At 71.5% G+C, this 18,523-nt stretch carries 22 protein-coding genes; 6 read left to right on the forward strand and 16 right to left on the reverse strand.

Annotated elements, in window-relative coordinates:
- Window positions 1-38 precede the first annotated feature (38 nt).
- The 6 genes from AB0J97_RS40575 to AB0J97_RS40600 form a co-directional block, all read right to left on the reverse strand.
- Window positions 39-668 (reverse strand): GntR family transcriptional regulator, encoded by a 630-nt coding sequence (locus AB0J97_RS40575; RefSeq protein WP_364099412.1) that lies wholly within the window; start codon window positions 666-668, stop codon window positions 39-41.
- The gene (locus tag AB0J97_RS40580) at window positions 668-1,570 is read right to left on the reverse strand and encodes an EamA family transporter (RefSeq protein WP_357692325.1); all 903 of its coding nucleotides are present in this window, start codon (window positions 1,568-1,570) and stop codon (window positions 668-670) included. The genes AB0J97_RS40575 and AB0J97_RS40580 overlap by 1 nt, the downstream gene beginning before the upstream one ends.
- A gap of 18 nt (window positions 1,571-1,588) precedes the next feature.
- A complete protein-coding gene (locus AB0J97_RS40585) occupies window positions 1,589-1,966 on the reverse strand; it encodes a hypothetical protein (RefSeq protein ID WP_364099358.1) in 378 nt (125 codons plus the stop codon).
- A gap of 99 nt (window positions 1,967-2,065) precedes the next feature.
- The gene (locus AB0J97_RS40590; protein WP_364099361.1) at window positions 2,066-2,560 is read right to left on the reverse strand and encodes a GNAT family N-acetyltransferase; all 495 of its coding nucleotides are present in this window, start codon (window positions 2,558-2,560) and stop codon (window positions 2,066-2,068) included.
- A gap of 22 nt (window positions 2,561-2,582) precedes the next feature.
- Window positions 2,583-2,942 carry an MmcQ/YjbR family DNA-binding protein gene (locus AB0J97_RS40595; RefSeq protein ID WP_357692331.1) on the reverse strand — a complete coding sequence of 120 codons (360 nt, stop codon included), beginning with the start codon at window positions 2,940-2,942 and terminating at the stop codon, window positions 2,583-2,585.
- 39 nt (window positions 2,943-2,981) lie between these two features.
- Window positions 2,982-3,401 (reverse strand): VOC family protein, encoded by a 420-nt coding sequence (locus AB0J97_RS40600; RefSeq protein ID WP_364099364.1) that lies wholly within the window; start codon window positions 3,399-3,401, stop codon window positions 2,982-2,984.
- A 156-nt stretch (window positions 3,402-3,557) separates the two neighbouring features.
- Here AB0J97_RS40600 and AB0J97_RS40605 point away from each other — a divergent pair, with 156 nt between their 5' ends.
- The 3 genes from AB0J97_RS40605 to AB0J97_RS40615 are packed head-to-tail and all read left to right on the forward strand — an operon-like array spanning window position 3,558 to window position 5,821.
- Entirely contained in the window at window positions 3,558-3,977 is a 420-nt protein-coding gene (locus AB0J97_RS40605; RefSeq protein WP_364099367.1) for a hypothetical protein, read from the forward strand.
- Window positions 3,978-4,009: 32 nt separating this feature from the next.
- Complete coding sequence (locus AB0J97_RS40610) at window positions 4,010-4,837, forward strand: hypothetical protein (protein WP_364099370.1); 828 nt, start codon at window positions 4,010-4,012, stop codon at window positions 4,835-4,837.
- Window positions 4,838-4,867: 30 nt separating this feature from the next.
- Window positions 4,868-5,821: a helix-turn-helix domain-containing protein gene (locus AB0J97_RS40615; protein ID WP_364099373.1), complete on the forward strand. Its 954-nt coding sequence runs from the start codon at window positions 4,868-4,870 to the stop codon at window positions 5,819-5,821.
- A 35-nt stretch (window positions 5,822-5,856) separates the two neighbouring features.
- Here AB0J97_RS40615 and AB0J97_RS40620 read toward each other — a convergent pair whose 3' ends face one another.
- The 6 genes from AB0J97_RS40620 to AB0J97_RS40645 form a co-directional block, all read right to left on the reverse strand.
- Window positions 5,857-9,609: a S8 family serine peptidase gene (locus AB0J97_RS40620; RefSeq protein WP_364099376.1), complete on the reverse strand. Its 3,753-nt coding sequence runs from the start codon at window positions 9,607-9,609 to the stop codon at window positions 5,857-5,859.
- Window positions 9,610-9,754: 145 nt separating this feature from the next.
- Entirely contained in the window at window positions 9,755-10,672 is a 918-nt protein-coding gene (locus AB0J97_RS40625) for an RNA polymerase sigma-70 factor (RefSeq protein WP_364099379.1), read from the reverse strand.
- Window positions 10,669-11,883: an FAD-dependent oxidoreductase gene (locus AB0J97_RS40630; protein ID WP_357692344.1), complete on the reverse strand. Its 1,215-nt coding sequence runs from the start codon at window positions 11,881-11,883 to the stop codon at window positions 10,669-10,671. Before AB0J97_RS40630 ends, AB0J97_RS40625 begins: the two co-directional genes overlap by 4 nt.
- A 99-nt stretch (window positions 11,884-11,982) precedes the next feature.
- Window positions 11,983-13,182, reverse strand: coding sequence for an MFS transporter (locus AB0J97_RS40635; protein ID WP_364099383.1), 1,200 nt, complete (start codon window positions 13,180-13,182; stop codon window positions 11,983-11,985).
- Window positions 13,179-13,403: a thioredoxin domain-containing protein gene (locus AB0J97_RS40640; RefSeq protein ID WP_364099386.1), complete on the reverse strand. Its 225-nt coding sequence runs from the start codon at window positions 13,401-13,403 to the stop codon at window positions 13,179-13,181. Before AB0J97_RS40640 ends, AB0J97_RS40635 begins: the two co-directional genes overlap by 4 nt.
- Window positions 13,404-13,433: 30 nt before the next feature.
- Entirely contained in the window at window positions 13,434-14,408 is a 975-nt protein-coding gene (locus AB0J97_RS40645; RefSeq protein WP_364099389.1) for an NAD(P)/FAD-dependent oxidoreductase, read from the reverse strand.
- Between the two features lie 94 nt (window positions 14,409-14,502).
- Between AB0J97_RS40645 and AB0J97_RS40650 the strand changes: the two genes are divergently transcribed.
- Entirely contained in the window at window positions 14,503-15,096 is a 594-nt protein-coding gene (locus AB0J97_RS40650; RefSeq protein ID WP_357692352.1) for an XRE family transcriptional regulator, read from the forward strand.
- Between the two features lie 20 nt (window positions 15,097-15,116).
- On the opposite strand, the gene AB0J97_RS40655 is transcribed toward AB0J97_RS40650, so the two are convergent.
- Window positions 15,117-15,506: a PPOX class F420-dependent oxidoreductase gene (locus tag AB0J97_RS40655; protein ID WP_357692354.1), complete on the reverse strand. Its 390-nt coding sequence runs from the start codon at window positions 15,504-15,506 to the stop codon at window positions 15,117-15,119.
- Between the two features lie 69 nt (window positions 15,507-15,575).
- On the opposite strand from AB0J97_RS40655, the gene AB0J97_RS40660 reads away from it, so the two are divergent.
- Window positions 15,576-15,998, forward strand: a complete 423-nt coding sequence (locus tag AB0J97_RS40660; RefSeq protein WP_364099394.1) for a MarR family transcriptional regulator — start codon at window positions 15,576-15,578, stop codon at window positions 15,996-15,998.
- Window positions 15,999-16,243: 245 nt separating this feature from the next.
- Here the strand turns inward: AB0J97_RS40660 and AB0J97_RS40665 are convergent, their stop codons facing one another.
- From AB0J97_RS40665 to AB0J97_RS40675, 3 genes are all read right to left on the reverse strand, one after another.
- The gene (locus AB0J97_RS40665; RefSeq protein ID WP_364099397.1) at window positions 16,244-16,873 is read right to left on the reverse strand and encodes a GNAT family N-acetyltransferase; all 630 of its coding nucleotides are present in this window, start codon (window positions 16,871-16,873) and stop codon (window positions 16,244-16,246) included.
- A 220-nt stretch (window positions 16,874-17,093) separates the two neighbouring features.
- The gene (locus AB0J97_RS40670; protein ID WP_364099399.1) at window positions 17,094-17,360 is read right to left on the reverse strand and encodes a hypothetical protein; all 267 of its coding nucleotides are present in this window, start codon (window positions 17,358-17,360) and stop codon (window positions 17,094-17,096) included.
- Between the two features lie 477 nt (window positions 17,361-17,837).
- Complete coding sequence (locus AB0J97_RS40675; RefSeq protein WP_364099402.1) at window positions 17,838-18,035, reverse strand: hypothetical protein; 198 nt, start codon at window positions 18,033-18,035, stop codon at window positions 17,838-17,840.
- A 146-nt stretch (window positions 18,036-18,181) separates the two neighbouring features.
- Here AB0J97_RS40675 and AB0J97_RS40680 point away from each other — a divergent pair.
- On the forward strand, window positions 18,182-18,523 hold a 342-nt coding region (locus AB0J97_RS40680; RefSeq protein WP_364099415.1), incomplete at its 3' end, for a DUF4143 domain-containing protein.

The following is an 18,523-nucleotide window of genomic DNA, read 5'->3' on the forward strand; positions in this document are numbered from 1 at the left end:
CAAGGGCTCGCGCTCAATGACGGCCATGGCGTTTCCGTTCAGGGACGCTCGGGACTGCCCCAGTTGTGGCTGAGATGCGCCGCTACGGCCGCCTGTGCCGCCTCCGCCGGGCCCGCCGCGATGGCGTCGAGCAGTTCGCGATGCTCGCGGACCAGGACGTCCCGGTCGCGGTAGACCTCGCGCAGGCGGACCATGCCGAGCCTGGTCTCGGCGGCGAGCGCGGCGTAGAGGCGTACGAGCCGCCTGCTGCCGGCCGCCTCGATCAGCGCCTCGTGCAGGGCCATGTGCTCGGCCACGGTCGCCGACCACGGCGCGTCGGCGGGCAGCTCCTCCCATCTGAGCAGCGCGGCCTCGGCGTCGGGGACCCGGCGGCCGGCGACGGCCTGGGCCATGAGGTCCTCCAGGGGCCGGCGCACGTACATGAGGTCCTGGAGGTCCGCGATCGTCACCTCCGGGACATAGGCGCTGCGGTTGCGCTCGCGCCTGAGCAGTCCCTCGTGCACCAGACCGGCCAGCGCCTCGCGCACGGTCGGCCTGGCCACGCCGTACGACGCGGCGATCTCCTGCTCGGGCAGCGACGTCCCCGCCGCGATCTCGCCGGAGAGCACCCGGCTGCGCAGGGCGTCGGCGAGCGCGCCGACCGTGGAGACGGGTTTGAGGGGCAACATCACGGCTGTGATGCTAGTGCCGTTTCCGCGACGCGTTCCCTGCCTCGTTCCGGCACGGCCACCGCCACCAGGCCGAGCACCAGCAGCACCAGCCCGGCGACCGAGAGCGGGGCCAGGCGCTCCCCCAGCACCAGCAGGCCCAGCAGCGCGGCGACGGCCGGCTCGGTCAGGGCCAGCGTCGCGGCCGTGGCGACCGGTGTGGTACGCAGGCCGCGCCCGTACAGGACGTAGGACAGCGCGGTCGTCCCGAGGCCCAGGTAGAGCACGGCGAGCAGCGAGCGCGGCTCCCCCATCCAGCCGACGCCGCCGACCAGCAGGACCGGCAGCATGACCACGGCGGCGCCGCCGAACATCACCCCCATCACGGCGTCCGACTCGGCCCCCTGCTCGATGGCCCTGGCGGCGGAGACCGCGTAGAAGGCGTAGAGCAGGCCGCCGAGCAGCGCGAACAGCACGCCCGACACCAGCCGCCCGCCCGCCTGCGCGCCGCCGCCGACGATCAGCGCCGCGCAGCCGCAGACCGCCGCCGCGGTCGCCAGCGCCCACCGCCCGCTCGGCCGCCGCCGGTGCAGCACCCAGGACAGCACGCCGGTGAACGCCGGCCCGCTGCCGATCGCGACCACCGTGCCGATGGCCACTCCGGTCCGCGCGACCGCCGCGAAGAAGCACAACTGGTACGCCGCCACCGCCAGCGCGGCCAGCAGCAGCCCCGGCCGCAGCACCCGCCTGAGGCCGGCCCTCGCCAGCAGGCCGAGCGCGGCGCCGCCGATGACCAGCCGGGCGGCGGCCAGCGCGACCGAGTCCACCGAACCGACCGACCCGGCCGAGACGAGCAGCCCCGCGGTGCCGGCGGTGCCCCAGAGCGCGGAGGCGCCCACGACAGCGAGAGGTCCGTTCTTCATGCCTCCATTGTCAGACAATTAGACAATTTCGTCCAGAAGTCCGTCCAGCATGCGGTCAGCGGGGGCGGCGACGTCGCCGGCGTAGTCGTCCAGGACGGTGAGCGCGTCGTGTACGTCCGGCAGGCTCCGGCGCGGCAGCTCCAGCAGCGGCTCGCCCTCGGCGGTGATCCCGCCCTCCACGTGGAAGGCGTCGCCGGAGACGGTGAGGGAGACCTCGAAGAGCACCTCGCGGCCGTCGGGCAGGGTGAACGCGGTGCCGGTGCGCACGCCCGAGGGTGGGACGAAGCGGGTGAAGGGGTTGCCGCGCACGAAGGGGTGGCGTAAGTCGGCGAGGATCTCGGCCGCCCTGCTCAGGGCCGCCAGCAGCCCGGCCGCGGCCCGGCTCTCGCTGTCCACCCGGAAAGGGTAGTTCACCCCACCACCACGTGACCAGGCCGGCCGATCACCCCGGCCCGCGGCCCTGCTCCGCCGCCACCGGCCCGCCGCGGGGCGGGGTCAGTCGGTGGCGAGGCGGGCGTGGCGCTCGACGTCGTGGCGCACGCCCTCGTAGCAGAGCTTGCCGCGCTCGATGCCCTCGGCCAGGAACCCCGCCTTGGTCGCCACCCGGCACGACGCCGGGTTGTCGGTGCGGTGCCCCAGCTCCAGCCGGAAGAGCCCGCGCTCGCCGAACGCCCACCGGGCCAGCTCCTCGGTGGCCGCCGTCGCGATCCCGAGCCCCCGGTGTGGGGGCAGGACCCAGTAGGACACCCACCCGTTGTCGTGGGCGTCGATCCCGGCCACCGCCACGTTCCCGACCACCGTGCCACCCTCGACGGTCACGGCGAACGCGTGCCCCACGCCCGTCCAGGACGTGATCCAGCCCATCGCGTCCTTGAGCGTGACGACGGGGAAAGGCGACTGGCGGCGCAGATCGGGCGTCTCGAACGCACGCAGCACGACCGGGGCGTCGTCCTCACGCCATTCGCGCAGCCGGATGTCGATGGGGGTCACGCTGCCCGAGACTACCCGCGGCTCATGACGGGGCGATCTGGTGCGCCTCCTCGAACGCGCTGACCAGCGGCCGGGGCGCGGTCAGGCACCACGCCTCGGCCATCAGCTCGAACAGCTCGTCGGCCTCGATCTTGTCGAGGTGGACGACGACCCACCCGAAGCGCCCGGCGGTGAACTGCACCTCGAACACCTCGGGCCGCTCGGCCACCAGCGCGAGCTGCTCCTCGATCGTGGCCTTGACCCCGACCGTCTCGGTCTTCTCCCACAGGTAGCCGAAGCCCTTGCCGTTGACCTTGAAACCGACCCACTCCGCGCTGGGATGCTCGGTCACCTCCGGCAACCCCCGCACCAGATCAAGGAACTCGTCGACGCTCACACCCATGCCGTCTGTCTACCAAACCCGACCGACAACCTCGCCGGCTCAGCGGTAGTGACGAACCTCGATGACGTTGCGGTCCAGGTCGGGGAAGAAGATGGTCTCGGGGGCGATGCCCTGGGCGCCGAAGGAGTTGGAGCCTCTGCCGGTGACCTCGATCCCGTGGTCCTTCAGCCGGACCTGGAGCGCGTCGAAGTCCTCCCGGCTCACCGACAGGCAGAAGTGGTTGATCTGGTGCCCGGCGCTGCCCGTCACCCCCGTGCCCTCCTCCACGCCGTTCGACACGTCGTGCGCCATCAGGTCGATGATCGTCTCATCGGTGATCCGTACACTCGGGAACCCCGCCTTGCCTTCGCGGAACTCCTCCCCCCGGACCCCCGGCAGGCCCACCACCTGCTCGTAGAAACGCAGGGCGGCGAGCTGGTCGGAGACCCAGAGAACGAGATGGTCCAGACGCGCATCCATGTAATAGATCCTCCTATTCCCGTCCAATATCCGTTGCGCGCATGCCGCTGTCCAATTGGGGGCCCCTGCGGGGGACGATCGTCTCCTGATCGAAAGGTGGGATTCACGCGTGGTTTCTCTGTCCCGCTGGATGGCCGATCCGTCAGTATTTGTCCCATGGTGAAGACGGTCGGGATCGAGCCGATGCCCTTCGTCGTACGGGCCGCCAGGTTCGTCATGACGCTTCAGGTGGCGTTCGGCCTCGTGGGGCTGGTCTTCCTGGCCGGAGCGGTGTTGGCCGCCTTTGCGCCCGGCCCGCTCCTGCTGTTCGGGGTGCAGGTGACGTTCCTCCTGCTGACCGGATGGCTGATGGAACGCTTCGGCGCCCGTAGGACGTGGATGCTCTGGGCCGCCGTAGCCCTGGAACTGCTGCAGGTCGGCGGGGCCGTCGCGGTGGACGCGCTCGACCCCGGCCTCGACCTGGAAGGGGTGCTCTTCGCGACCGTCCTCGGGCCGCTGCCCGTCGTCGTCCTGCTGCTCCTGCCGCCGTCCTGGCGCTGGTTCTCCCGCCGGGACCGGGCGGACACCCCCTCTTGACAGCAGTGGGCGCAGAACGTCCATGATCGAGTATGAATGCGTTGATCCGTGCGGCGCTCGTGGGGGCCGTGGTCGGCCTGGCACAGGCGGTCATCGCCTTCCACGGCCCCGATGACGCCGCGGGCAACCTGCTGCTGATGCTGTTCGCGACCCTTCCGCTCGGCATGCTGCTGTCCTGGTACGCCATGTTGCGGAACTGGTGGCTCGCCTCGCTGCTGGGGCAGTTCGCCCTCATCGCGCTGTACGTCGGCCTGAACGTGACCGCCCCCGTCTCCGTCATGGTCGGCTTCGGCGCCTGGCGCGTCGGCCTGATCATCATGGCCGCCGGGGCGTGCGGCTACGCGCTGGGAGCGGGCATCGCCCTGCCGGTTGCCGCACCTGTGCGCGTCTCGGCGGTCGGCGTGGCCGCGTCCCTGTTCCTGGCGGCGTGGTCGAACCAGGACGTGATCGCACTCGCCGCCCAGTCGCAGGCCATGACCGCCCGGGACACCTCGAACGCCGTGCCCGACCTGCCCGGTTTCCGGCTCGACAAGGTGGAGGTCCGCGGCCCGGAGCTCTCCCTCAGGTACGAGCGCGCCCCGGACATCCTCCTGGTCGAAGTCCTGCCGGAGACCATGCCCCCGGCGCAGGCCTGCGCTGACGAAGTGGATCGCCACGAGGATGTGACCTGCGTGCAGGCGGCGCCGGACCTCTGGATCCTGAGAGATGACTTCGGCAACGTCGTGTTCACCGCCCATGGGAACACCCTCGTGCGGCTCTCCGGCGAGGACATGGACGAGAAGCAGCTGCTCGCCGCCGCGGCCACTCTGCGGCCGGTCGGCCTCTGGGAGCTGGCCGCGCCCGCGTACGAGCGACCGTGATGCCGCCAGACAGCCGGAAAGTGATGAGAGATGCTGGATAGGCTGGGGTTCAGCGACGAGGAGGAGGTCGTCTACCTGGAGCTCCTGCGCCGCCGCCGGGTGACGATCCCCGATGTGGGCGAGGCGCTGGACCTGCCGGTGGCGGCCGTGACGGCGGCCGTGACGCGGCTCGTCGCGCTTGGCCTGGCCAGCCGCGACAACACCGGGTTGTACATGGCCGTGCCCCCCGACGTCGGCCTCGGCACGCTGATCGCCGAGCGCCAAGCCGCGTTGCAGCAGGTGCAGGGCAGGCTGGCCGAGCTGGTGGAGGTGTACCGCACGGGCGCGGCCTCGCCCGCGGGCGAGATCGAGGCGCTCACCACGCCGGAACAGCTCGCCACCTGGCTCGGCAATCTGGAACGCGGCGCCCGCCGGGAGGTGCTGGCGTTCTTCCGGCCTCCGTACGTGCTCGACGTCAACCTCGACGACTCCACCAACGCCCTGGCCACCTACCGCTACGTGTACGAACGCGCCGCGCTGGACGACCCCAGGGCCCCGGCCGAGATCTCCAGGTTCCTGAAGGGCGGCTACGAGATCAGGATCGCCGTCGAGCTGCCCAGCAAGATGATCATCGTGGACCGGGAGGTCGTGCTCCTGCCCGTCCTGCCCGACCAGACGAGCGTGGAGCCGGGCTTCCTCCTGGTCAGGGGGCAGTCCCTGGTCCATCTTCTGGTGGAGTTGTTCGAGCGGGTGTGGCAGGCGGCGACCCCGCTGCGGCTCACCGCCACGAGCGTGACCGAGGGGGTCGCGGCTTGGGACGACACCGATGTCGCGCTGATGACGTACCTGCTGTCCGGGATGCCGGACAAGACGGTCGCCAGCCGGCTCGGCACCAGCGAGCGCACCGTCCAGCGCCGGATCCGGCGGCTGATGAAGCTGGCCGGGACCGACAGCCGCATGCAGCTCGCCTGGTACGCGGCCCGGTCCGGCATGATCCCGCTGTGAGGGGCGCCCCCGCCGGGGACGCCCCTCACCTGGAACTATCGGCGTAGCTGGTACGCGCGGGTCACGATCTGCTCGACGGTGCCGCCGTCGGCGTCGGTGGCCTGCACGCGCAGCGACACGAAGCCGCCGGGCTTCGCCGGGTTCCTGATCGCGCCGGTGAAGGCCCGCTCACCGGCCCCGGCGAGCCGTACCGGCTGCCAGGTGGCGCCGTCGTCGGCCGAGGTCCACAGGGCGGCCCGGGTGATGCGCGGCCCCGCCAGGCCCTTCGGGTAGCGCAGGCCGAGGCCGACGCGGGTGGGGGCGTTCGCGTGGGCGCTGTTGGTCTCGTCCACGTCGAGGTCGTAGTCGATCGACAGGACCGGCAGCAGGTCCTGGGCGGCCACCTGCTGCGAGTGGAACGTCCAGTCGGTGCGCACCTTGGTGGAGGTCGTCCAGAAAGGTGCGTTCCGCTGCACGTCGGTCACCACGCGGTACTGGGCGCGTTCCGGCACCACCGGGAAGGCGACGGCCGCCGACGGCGCGGAGCCCAGCAGCTCGCCGTCGCGGTAGACCGTCGACTGCTCCTTGTCGGCGGAGGCGCGGAACAGGTACGTCTGGCCGGGCGCGGTGTCGAACAGCCCTCCCGCGAAGAGCACGCCGATCGCGCCCTCGCGGACCGCGGACTTGTCCGCCGCGGCCGGCAGCGCCGTGCGGACCACCGCCTTGTTCCAGTCGCGCGACACCCGCTGACCGGCCTTGAGCACGGACGGCGCGGTCTGCTGCCACGCCTGGCCGCCCTCCCAGACCGAGCCCACCTGCATCGACTCGAAGGTCCGCAGGTCGGCCGTGACGTACTCGGTGAGGGGCCGCGGCGTGATCATCCGGGTGAAGACCGCGTAGGCCGTGCCCTGCATCGGCGAGACCAGCGACCGGGCGTACCCGGCCTCCGTGGCCGGCGCCGAGGCGTGGAACAACGACTGCACGGTGGCCAGCTCGCCGTCGCGCACCTTGTACCGCTGGTCCGCCGGGACGCCGCCGTTGCGGTACTTGACCAGCTCGTAGGCGTACGGGCTCACCGCCGTGCCCGAGAGCCGGACCTGCAGCCTGCCCTTGGCCGCCGCCGCGGCCAGCCGGGCGCCCTGCTCACCCGCGAGCGTCATCGCCGGGATCCTGGTCGGCGACGTGCTCCAGTTGTCGGCGCCCCAGTTGTCGGGCTTGTCGTTGTAGATGATGACCGCGCCCGCTCCTGCGGCGGCCGCGTTGTCGACCTGCTGCTGCGGCGTGAGCTCGGCGCTGCGCTTGACCAGCGCGAGCCGTCCCCGGACCGGCTGCCCCGCGTAGTCCTCGGGACGCCCGGTCCCGGCGTCCGCGGCCCGCAGGACCTGGGCGCCGTCGATGCGCGCGGAGCCGGCCCGGCCCCGGAAGTAGGCCGGCTCGATCGGCTCGGCCCCGGCGCCGAGGACCTGGGCCTTCAGCTCCGGCGCGGTGAGCGACCAGGCGACCCGGGACTCGAAGCGGCTGCTCGTGCCCTGGGACGGGACGGAGTACACCTTCGTCTCGCCGTTCATCCACTGTTCGAGGCCGTAGGCGCTGGTGCCGGCCGCACTCTGGACCGACAGGCCGAGCCGGACCCTGTTCGCCTGGTTCGGCTTCGGGGTGTCCATGGTGACCGGTCCGGCCTTGGCGCCGTCGAAGGTGATGGTCCGGTCGGAGTCGATGACCGCGCCCGGCTCGGCGCCGTAGGTGTACTCCCAGACCCGGTTCCCCTCGGCGGCGTAGTGGAAGATCTCCGCCATGAAGGCGTGCTCGCCCCGGGGCAGCCGGACCTTGGCGGTGCCGTCCGCGCCGATCAGGTAGCTGTCCGGAAGGGCCAGCCTGTCGAGGTTGATGTCGTGCACGACGGCGGCGCCGGTGGTCGGCTTGCCGTCCCGGTCGAGCACCTTGAGGGTGACGTCGAAGCGCTCCACGTCCCGGACGAAGCCGACGGCCGTGGTCACGACCGTCTGGCCGTCGGCGGTGGACGCGGTGACGTGCGCGCCGTGCGCCCCCGCCGGCACGGCCGAGGTGTCGACGGTGACGGCCGCCGACGCGGTGCCGTGCGCCGGCACGGTCACCGTCTGGGCGCCCAGGGTCAGCGCCGCGGCCGGCAGATCCTCGCCCGCGCCCTTGGCGGCGAGCGTCAGGGTGACGGGCTGGTCGCCGTCGTTGACGTACTCGATCTGCTTGGTGGCCGGCTCTCCGGCGTCCCAGTCGGCGAGCCTGAAGTCGATCACGCCGGAGCCCGAGACGGGCTGGCGTACGGCGCGGCTCACGTCCACGCGGCCGGCGCCCTGGCTGTGCACGGAGGTGCCGGCCGTCGTCCGCGCGGTGCTGACGAGCTGGTTCTTCAGCCTCGCGGCGGTCCAGTCGGGGTGCCGCTGCGCGAGGATGGCGGCGGCGCCCGCCACGTGCGGCGTGGCCATCGACGTGCCGCTCGCCGTGGTGTACGTGCCGTCCACCGGCGTGCCCATCGAGGTGCCCGCGGCGCGGGCGGCCACGATCTTGAAGCCGGGAGCGGTGATCTCCGGCTTGAGCGCCCCGTCGCCGCCGCGGGGACCGCGGCTGGAGAAGTCGGTGACCGCGTCGGCCGAGTCGACCGCGCCGACGGTGAGCGCCGCCTCGGCCGCGCCGGGCGAGCCCACCGTGGTCGCCCCCGGGCCGCTGTTGCCCGCGGCGATGGTGAACAGCACGCCCGTCTCGGCGGTCAGCTCGTTGACCGCCACGGCCATCGGGTCGGTGCCGTCGGCGCCCTCCTGGCCGCCCAGGCTCATCGAGACGACCTTCGCGCCCGAGTGGGCCGCCCAGTTCATCCCGTCGAGGATCCACGACTCCATGCCGGCGCCCTCGTCGGCCAGCACCTTGCCCACGATCAGCCGGGCGCCGGGCGCCACGCCCTTGTACTTGCCGCCCGAGCCCGCGCCGCTGCCCGCGATCGTGGAGGCGACGTGCGTGCCGTGCCCGTGGCCGTCCTGAGCCGTCTCGCCGGGGACGAAGCTGCGGCTCTCGGCGATCCGGTCGGCCAGGTCGGGGTGCTCGGCGTCCACGCCGGTGTCCAGGACGGCGACCTTGACGCCGGTTCCGTCGTAACCGGCGGCCCATGCCTCGGGGGCGCCGATCTGCGGCACGCTCTTGTCGAGCAGCGTCTTGACCTTGCCGTCCAGCCAGAGCTTCTCGATGCCGCCGGAGAGCCGGGCCTTGGGCGTTCCCGCCTTGGCGGTGTCGTCGTCCACGGCCTCCCAGAACGCGCCGCCGCGCTTCTTGTCCGCGGCGACGGCCGCTCCCCGGATACCGGGCAGGGACCGGGTGAGCCGGCCGCCGTCGGGCGGAGCGGCCTTGGCCAGGCCCTTGCCGGAGTAGCGGACGATGGTCGGGATCGACTCGCTGTGGGCGTCGTCGTACCCCTGGGCGATGAGCTGGGTGACGTTGAACAGCCGCTTGTCCACCTGGCCCGAGGCGACCAGCGGCGCGGCCTCGTTCGGCAGCACGTACACGTCGCCGCCGACCGTGTAGGTGCGCAGGTCGCCGGCCGAGCGTTCGCCGGGGGTGACGGTGACCGAGACGGGACGGCCGGCCTGGCCGGCCACGGTGACCTCGTCCCCGGTGATGAGGGTGACCCGCGCGGTGGTGACCGACGACGCCGGGACGCCGGTGACGCCGGCGACTCCGGCGGCGGGGGCCGTCGCGTCACCGTGGGCGCTTCCGGTGCCGGCCGCGACGAGCGTGGCGGCGAGGGCGGCGCTGAGCAGCGCCGCTCTACGACTGAATGGCATGGCGGTGGCTCTCTTTCTACCGGTTGGGGGGTTGCGCAACCGGCAGAACAAAGTTTCGCCAGAAAGGGACTTACACACCATGACTAGGTCATGGCGGACAACCGACATGTCAGGTCGTCGCCACCGTCCGGGTCAGCGACGGTTGTCAAGGCGTGAGGTCGCGGGCGGTCCCAGCCGCGATCGCGCCCAGCTTGTCGGGGTTGGCGACGTTGTGGACGGCGGTGATGTGCCCGTCGGCGTCGAAGTCGAAGGTCACGGTGGCGACGACCCGGCCCAGACCGCTGAACACCACGCCGGGGCCGCCGTTGATCTCGGCGAGCTCCGCCCGCATGTCGCCCGGCTCGATGCCCTGGTAGGTGACCGTGCCGATCGCGGCGAACCACGAGGCCACCGTCTGCGCGCCCACGACCGGCCGCAGCGCCTGGCGCACCTTGCCTCCCCCGTCGGTCCACAGGGTGACGTCGGGGGACAGCAGTTCCATGAGCGTGTTGATGTCGCCGCCGGTCGCGGCGGCCAGGAAGCGCCGCGTGACGTCCCGCTGCCGTGTCCGGTCCGCCGTGAAGCGCGGCCGGCGGGCCTGTACGTGCTCCTTCGCCCGATGCGCGACCTGGCGCACCGCCGCCTCGGAACGCTCCACCGCCTCGGCGATCTCGGCGTGGCTGAAGCCGAAGACCTCCTTGAGCACGAACACCGCCCGTTCGAGCGGGCTCAGGGTTTCCAGGACCACCAGCATCGCCGTCGAGACCGAGTCGGCGCCCGCGACGTCGTCGGCGGTGTCGCCGCTGGTCAGGATCGGCTCCGGCAACCATGGCCCCACGTACGTCTCGCGCTGGTACTGCGTCGACCGCAACCGCTGCAACGCCAGGTTCGACACGATCCGCGCCAGATACGCCTTCGGATCGGCCACCTGCGAACGGTCGTCGGCCGACCACCTGATCCAGGCCTCCTGGACCGCGTCCTCCGCGTCGGCCACGGACCCCAGTACGCGGTAGGCCACCGAGAACAGCAGCCTGCGATGCTCGTCGAAGACCTGCTGGTCCTGCTCCGAGTACGCGCGGCTCATCGCCCGGCGCCGATCCGGGTGAACCGGCCGCCACGCGGCCAGAGCGCGCCGGAGACCGGCATCTTCTTCATGCGGACGTACGTCGGCCAGGGTGCTGCGGTCACCGTCTCCTTATACCGTGCGGCCATCCGGCCGGTGAGGTACACCCTGCGCGGGCTGTCGTCGGGGTGGGTGAACTGCACGACGCCGTCGTTCCGTCCGAGGCTCACCGGGGTGTGGTAGTAGCCGAAGCGGAACGGCTTGAGCCGCCGGCCGTCCAGGGCGCGCAGGATCGACACCGCGGCGTGCACGCCGGTCGGCATGCCGCTCTGGCAGGTGCCGTGCATGACGCCGTAGCCCTGGCTGATCGCGGCCGCGTCGCCGAGGGCGTACACGTCCGGGTGCGACACCGAGCGCAGGAAGGCGTCGGTGACGATGCGGCCGCGCTCGTCCACGGTGAGCCCGGCGGCCGCCGCCAGCGGCGAGACCCGCGTCCCGCTCGTCCAGAGCACGGCGTCCGCGGCGACGCTCTCCCCGCCCGCCACCTCCACCGAGCCGGGCAGCACCTTCGTGACCTCGACGCCGCTGCGCACCCGCACGCCCAGCCGGGCGAGGGCCTCGCGCAGGTACGCCCTCGGCCCGGCCGCCATGGCCGCGCCCGGCTCCTGCCTGCCGAGCAGCACGACGTCCAGCTCGGGGTGACGCTCGGCGATCTCGGCGGCCGACTCGACGCCGGTCAGCCCGCTGCCGCTGACGACCACCGTGCCCCGGCCCGCCTGGGCCAGCCGGGTCAGCCGGGCGGCCAGCGCCTCGGCGTCCTGCACGCTGTCCAGCGTGTACGCGTGCTCCTCCACCCCGGGCACGGTCGCCGTGTCGGCCACGCTGCCCAGCCCGTACACGAGGGTGTCGTAGTGCAGGACCCGGTCGTCGTCGATCCGCACGCTCCTGGCGTCCGCGTCCACGGCCGTCACCCAACCCCGGACGAACCGCGCCCCCGTCCCCTCCAGCAGCTCCGGAATGCTCATCTCGGCGACCTGCTGCCCACTCGCCACGACGTGCATCCGCAACCGCTCGGTGAACCGCTCCTGCGGATTGACCAGCGTCACCCGGACGTCCTCACGCCCCTTGGTCCGCGCCGCGAGCTGAACCGCCGCCGCCATCCCCGCGTACCCCGCCCCCAGAACCAGGATGTGATGCGGAGCCTTGCCGTTCTCGCGCTGTGTGGTCATCATCGTCCCTTTCGTACGGTGCCTCTGACCACGCGATGCAAACAGCCACCCCATCCGTGACACGCCCCCACTGTGATCCGCACCACACAGGGAAGACGACCTTCAGAGCGACCGGCGCGACAACAAGCGGTCCAGCAGGACGGGGACGAGCGTGGTCGCGGCCAGTGCCGCGCCGATCCACGGGACGGCGGCGATCCCCGCCCCGGCGTCCAGTGCGGCGGCGGCCAGCACCGGGACGAGGCTGATGCCCAGTTGGAAGGCCGAGACGGTGGTGGCCCCGGCGAGCGTCGGCGCCCCCGACGCGATGGCGAACACGCGCCCGTAGACGGCCGGGTTCAGCACGAACCCGGCCACGCCGAGCAGCGGCACCAGCGGCACGACGGCCGGGACGTGCCGTCCGAGCACGGCGAGCAGCACGGAACAGGCGGCGATGCCGAGCACCCCGGCCAGGAGCGCGTGCGTGGGCAACCGGTCGGCGATCCGGCCGCCGATCGACAACCCGGCGAAGGCCCCCACGCCGAAGAGCGTCAGGATCACCGGGACCCAGACCCCGGGCACGCCCGTGACCTCGGTCAGGAACGCCGCCAGGTAGTTGTAGGAGATCATGTAGGCCGCGGTGCTCAGCAGGGTGACGGCGTACACGACCCAGAGCTGAGGCCGCCGCATCGTGCGGAGCTCGCCGCGGACGCTCGCCCGCCCGTGCCCGCCGGTGGCGGGCAGCGCGACGAGCGTCAGGACGGCGCCCGCGACGGTGAGGGCGACCACCGCCCAGAACCCGCCACGCCACCCGGTGAAGTAGCTGATCATCGCCCCGGCCGGCCCACCCGCGATCATCGCCAGGCTCAGCCCGCTGACGACGACCCCGGACGCGCGGGCGGTACGGTCCGCCGGGACCAGTCCGATCGCGGCGACCGCCGCGACCGCCCAGAACCCCGCGTACGCGAGACCGCAGAGGAACCGCGTGACCAGCAGCACCGGATGGCTGTCGGTGAGGATGCCGACCGCGACGCAGGCGGCGAAGGTCGCCTGGGCGGCCACCAGCGTCGTCCGGCGCGGCCAGCGGAGGGTCAGGATGGCCAGCGGTGGCCCGCCGATCACGACGCCCGCGGCGAAGGCGGAGATCAGCCCGCCGGCGGAGGACAGCGTGATCCGCAGGTCCTCGGCGACCGCCGGCAGCACCCCGGCGAGCAGGAACTCCGCGCTGCCCATCGAGAACAGGCTGAAGGACAGCAGGTAGACCCCCAGGGGGAGCCTGCCGCGGGCGACCGCCGTCCCCCGGGCGGCCGCGGCCTCGGCGCTCAACGGTCCACCCCCGCGTCGCGCAGGGCCGCGGTGAGGTAGGCGGGGACGGCGGTGACGTCGTGCCGGGCGGCCGGGCTCTCCACGATCGGCGTGACCAGCCGGCACGGACGGCACCACGCCGCCCAGAACTGGATCAGAACCGGACGTTCCGCCTGGAGGACGCGTTCGATGAAGTTCTGCTCGGTGACGCTGCGCACCGAGCCCGGAGCATGCGCGGGCATGACGAGATCTCCTTACGTATGAGGGGGTTGCTAGCGAGCCGGGGCGCGGCGCCGCTCGACGGCGTGCCGGACCTCTTCGTCCACCAGGTCGGCGTTGACCGCGAAAGCGGCCGCCGCCCCCATCCCCGCCGCCGTGACGACCTGCGCCCGCGGGTCCACGACGTTGCCCGCCGCCCAGACGCCGGGCACGCTCGTCCGTCCCGTGCGGTCGGTGACGACCCAGCCGGCGTCGTCCTTCTCACAGCCCAGGCGGGTGAGCAGCTGGTCGTTCGGCACCATGCGCGGGAACAGGAACACGGCGGCGCGTGGCAGCACCCGTCCGTCGGCGAGCTCGACGCCGCGCAGCCGTCCGTCCTCGACGACGAGGTGGTCGATCGGACCCTCGACGATGCGCAGGCCGCGGGCCTCCAGACGGTCGCGGTCCGCCGGCGTCAGGTCGAGGGTGTGGGCGAGGAAGACGACGTCGTCGCTCCACTGGCGCAGGAGCAGGGCCTGGTGGACCGCCCTGGGATGCGTGCCGAGCACCGCGAGCGGCCGGTCGCCGACCTCGTGGCCGTGGCAGTACGGGCAGTGCAGGACGTCCTTGCCCCACTGCTCCCGTACGCCGGGGATGGCGGGCAGTTCGTCGTACAGGCCGGTGGCGACCAGGAGCCGACGCGCACCGAGCACCGGGCCGCCCTCCAACCGCACGGAGAACCCGATCTCGCCGTCCTGCCACGCGGGCGGGCCCGGCTCGATCTCGTCCACGCGCGCCCGGACGAGCCGCACGCCGTACCGGGCGATCTCGGCCCGTCCGAGCTCCAGCAAAGTCGACGGCGGCAGGCCGTCGCGGGACAGGTAGCCGTGCATGTGCGCGGCCGGGGCGTTGCGCGGCGCGCCCGCGTCGACGACGACCACATTGCGCCGCGCCCGCCCGAGCAGCAGAGCCGCGTTCAGTCCGGCCGCCCCCGCGCCGACCACCACCACGTCGTGCTCGGTGTCCTTGCTGTTCATCGCCTTCGTCATGACGATCACCTCCTGGCCCCGATGGTGCGATCCGGCACGCGGAGATGACAACTTCTGTTGCCATTTCCGGGACAGCGGAGGTGGAATGGGCCTCATGGAACAGCAATCCCGGATAGACGCCACGCTGGCCCAGGTCGGCGCCCGGCTCAGGCATCTCCGCACCGAGCGCGGGGTGACCCTGGCAGCCCTGGCCGAGGCCACCGGCATCTCCAAGAGCACGCTCTCGCGGCTGGAGTCGGGGCAGCGCCGTCCCAGCCTGGAGCTGCTGCTGCCGATCGCGGAGGCGCACCAGGTGCCGCTGGACGAGCTGGTCGGCGCGCCGGAGGTGGGCGATCCGCGCGTGCGGCTCAAACCGGTCGTCCGCAACGGCCGGACCGTGCTGCCCCTGACCACCCAGCCCGGCCCTTTGCAGGCGTGGAAGTCGGTCATCCCCGCCGACCAGAAGCGGCCGCAGCCGGTCACGCACGAGGGCTATGAGTGGATGTACGTGCTTTCGGGGCGCGTCCGGCTGATCGTGGGCGACCACGACCTGATCCTGGGACCGGGTGAGGCCGCCGAGTTCGACACCCACCTGCCCCACTGGTTCGGCCCCGCGGGCGATCAACCGGTGGAGGTGCTCAACCTGTTCGGACGGCAGGGCGAACGCATGCACATGCGCGCCCAGCCCCGCTCCCGGCAGCCGTCCTAGAGGGTCCTACAGGTGCCCGGTCATTGGCTGGTGCAGCGGGTGGGCCGGACCACGATGACCACCCGGCGTTCGGCGTCGCCGACCGGCCGTTCGTAGTCCAGGCCGTACCGCCTGGCCAGGACGTCGAAGAAGTCACCCTGAGGGTCGGGCTCCACGCGCTCGACCGTGCCCCGGACCTCCAGGTAGCGGTACGGCCGGTCGGGGTCGTTGACGGAAATGGCAACGTACGGGCGGGCGGCGGCGTTGCGCCCCTTCTGCCGGTCGTTCGTGGTGGTGAAGCGCAGGAACTCGCCGTCCCAGACGGTCCACACGGGGGTCACCTGCGGGGTGCCGTCGGGCATCAACGTCGCCAGGTGGGCGTACAGGGGGCGGGTCAGCAGGTCGAGGTGGCTCTCCGGAATCACAGACATGGCAGCACACTATCAAAGCTTTGATATCTATACGGGCTTGTATAGCGTGTCGGCTTGTAGGCTCCCTGCATGGACATGCCCCCGGAGGAGCGGCTCGGCCTCGACGTCAAGCGCGCCGAGCAGCGACTCATGGCGGCCAAGCACGCGGCGGTCAAGATCGCCGGGCTGACCGTCCCCCAGTACGCCGCCCTGCTCGCCCTCGACGCCAGCCCCGGCATCTCCGCCGCCGCCCTGGCCAGGGAGTGCCTGGTGACCCCGCAGGCCATGAACGTCGTACTGAAGAACCTGCTGGAACACGGCCTGATCGAACGTTCCCCCCACCAATGGCACCGCACCATGCTGGAGACCCACCTCACGGACGCGGGCCGCGAGGCGCTCCGGGTGGCGGACGAGGCCGCCGTGATCATCGAACGCAGGATCGCCGACGCCTTCACCCCCGAGGAACGCGCCACCCTCCGCACCCTCCTGGCCCGCTTCACCGCCGCGATCTGACCCCTGCCCGTCCCGGCGTCATCCGCGAGACGGGCTCAGCAGGCGCGAGCCGACGACCGCCTGCAGGACGGCGCCCGCGACCTCGAACCACTCGCTCCCCACCACGTGCAACGACGGCAGGCGAGGACCGCGACGGCCGCCGCCACCCGCACCGCGCGGCTGCGCAGACGGGCGAGGTGAAGGCGATCGCGAAGTAGCAGACGGCCCCACGACTCCACCCACCCCCTCGGTCAGCCGAAAAGCGGTCAGCGTTCCACGCGAAGACTTACCTGAGACCCCAACTCGCGGAACCCGAGAGCTCGCGCCACCCGCCGCGACGCCTCCGGACGCGCCCTCCACTGCGGCAACAACCCCTCACCCAGCGCGTCGGCCACCGCCGCCGACGCCACCACCCGCCCCAGCCCCCGCCCCCGAAACTCCCCGGCAGTCAGTACGGACAGATGCGCCGCCACACCCGACCAGGTCCGATACCCAGCGGCGGCGACCACATCACCACCCTCACGAACCACCCAGACCCCCGACCCGACCTCCTCCAACCCACTCTCATCGGCATCCCGCTCGTCCACCCCCGCCACCAGCCCAGAGACATCCCGATCCCCCACCGCCAAACGTTCGACGTCCACCCCGACATGGCAGGGAACGAACTCGTCAGCATCGAGATACGCGAGCGTCGCCGGCCCCAGAACCTCCCGAACCTCCAGCCGCTCGGCCAGCCGCGCAAGATCAACGCCATCCTCACCAAGACAGCCGGTCAGAGCACGCCGCACCGGCCCCACCAAGCCTGCCTCAGGCACCGTGACCAGCGCCGCTCCACCCAGGACGACGATCCCTGTCCACCCGGGCGGACACAATACCGACCCGGCGGAGGCGGTCACCGCCACCTCTCCCCGCCCAGGAAACACGACCGGAACCCCCGCCAGCCCCGCCCACAACCGCCCCGCCCGCCCCACCGAATTTCGCTGCACACCCCATGATCTACTTGACGCGCAGCCGACGTCCACAGCCCCTCGACAAGGGCATGAGCCGTGCAACATGAAGACCTCCGATCGGGCGTCTCCACCACGACCGAAGGCCTTCTCACCCAGCTCCGACCCGCTAGTTGCTCTCTGGTCGCTGCCAAGTGCCGGGGCGGCGCAGGAACTCACAGCGCGGGCCGTTGAAATGGTCGTTGATGTGACGCCGCAAGGCAGTGAGCTCGTCGACCACGGCCGCGAAATCTTGCCTCAACTCGTCCTGCAAGGCAGCGAGCTCGGTCATCATCAGAACAATGCTGATCACGGTGATGTCATCCACGGTGCGGCTACTCGTCTCGAGCGCCTGGACGCGTAGCAACACCTCGAGGATCTGCGCCTCTACGTTCACGACTCCTGCCTGTTCCACACAGGGAAGAAGATGCCGCCCCGGAGACCCGGCACGGACTCTGACATGAGCACAGTGACAGGCGAATGGCAAAGACGGCGGGCCATATCGCAGATCAGGTGTGGTTCCTTCTCCCCACGCCAAACCTCTTTCCTCTCCGGGGTACAGATTCTCACCGACTCCCCGGACACAAACAGAGCCGAACAGCTCCGGAGCAGAGCAAGCCGGGCAGCGCAGACGAATCTACAGTTCGTACGACAACGGCCATCACCACCACCGCGTAAAGACTGCTGACGTAAAGGCCATCGAAGAAAGCCCGACCACAACTCCGTCTTCGGGCCTCCGGGCCAGGTACACATCGGGAACGCGGCTCCCGGTCTCGCGGACCCCCTTCGGACCAAATCACCTGGACAGGCATCCCACGCCACCACGTCAGACGGCGAACCCCGGACCACATGACGATCTGCAGCAGTTCCGCCTCTACAGGTGGAACCAGTGGATCCGCTGACAAGTGGTGCAGACGAAGCAGGTCGCGTCTCGGTTGGCCCAGTCCAGGCCCATGAAGGTCATCCCGGTGGTCTGCAACTTCCACTGACGGGACTCGAAGATCTCACCCTGACACGTGTCGCACCTGAGGTTCTGGCCGTGCGGGAGCGTTACGGTGGTGGCCTCATTCATGCTCACGATGCTAGACGCCCCCCAATCGGGACGACCGCTCAGATGTCCGGCTCTTGCCCCAGCGCGGCAAGCTCGTCAGCAGCCGATCGGCGCCTGGCATCATCACGACGCTTGTACTCCTGGAGATCCTCGTAAGTGATCCGGCGGTGCTTGACGATCAGTCGGAAGGGAATCTTCCCCGACTCCAGCAGCTTTGGTCGTCCAACGCGACCACACGCGCGATCGCGACACCCAAACTGCTGCTGGTCGACTCCGGACTTGGCGCCCATCTGGCAGGCCTGACCCCGTCCCGAGTGGCCGACATAACGGCACCCGTGGGTCCGCTGATCGAGAACTTCGCCCTCGGCGAGCTGGCCCGCCAGCTCACGTGGTCCGAGGAGCCTGTACAGCTCCATCACTACCGAGATCGAGATGGGGTCGAAGTCGACGGCATACTCGAACGGGCCTCTGGCGAGATCATCGGCATCGAAGTCAAGGCCACCGAAACC

Origin of the sequence: Nonomuraea sp. NPDC049607, assembly GCF_040675375.1 — a bacterium.
In the GTDB taxonomy this organism is placed as follows: domain Bacteria; phylum Actinomycetota; class Actinomycetes; order Streptosporangiales; family Streptosporangiaceae; genus Nonomuraea.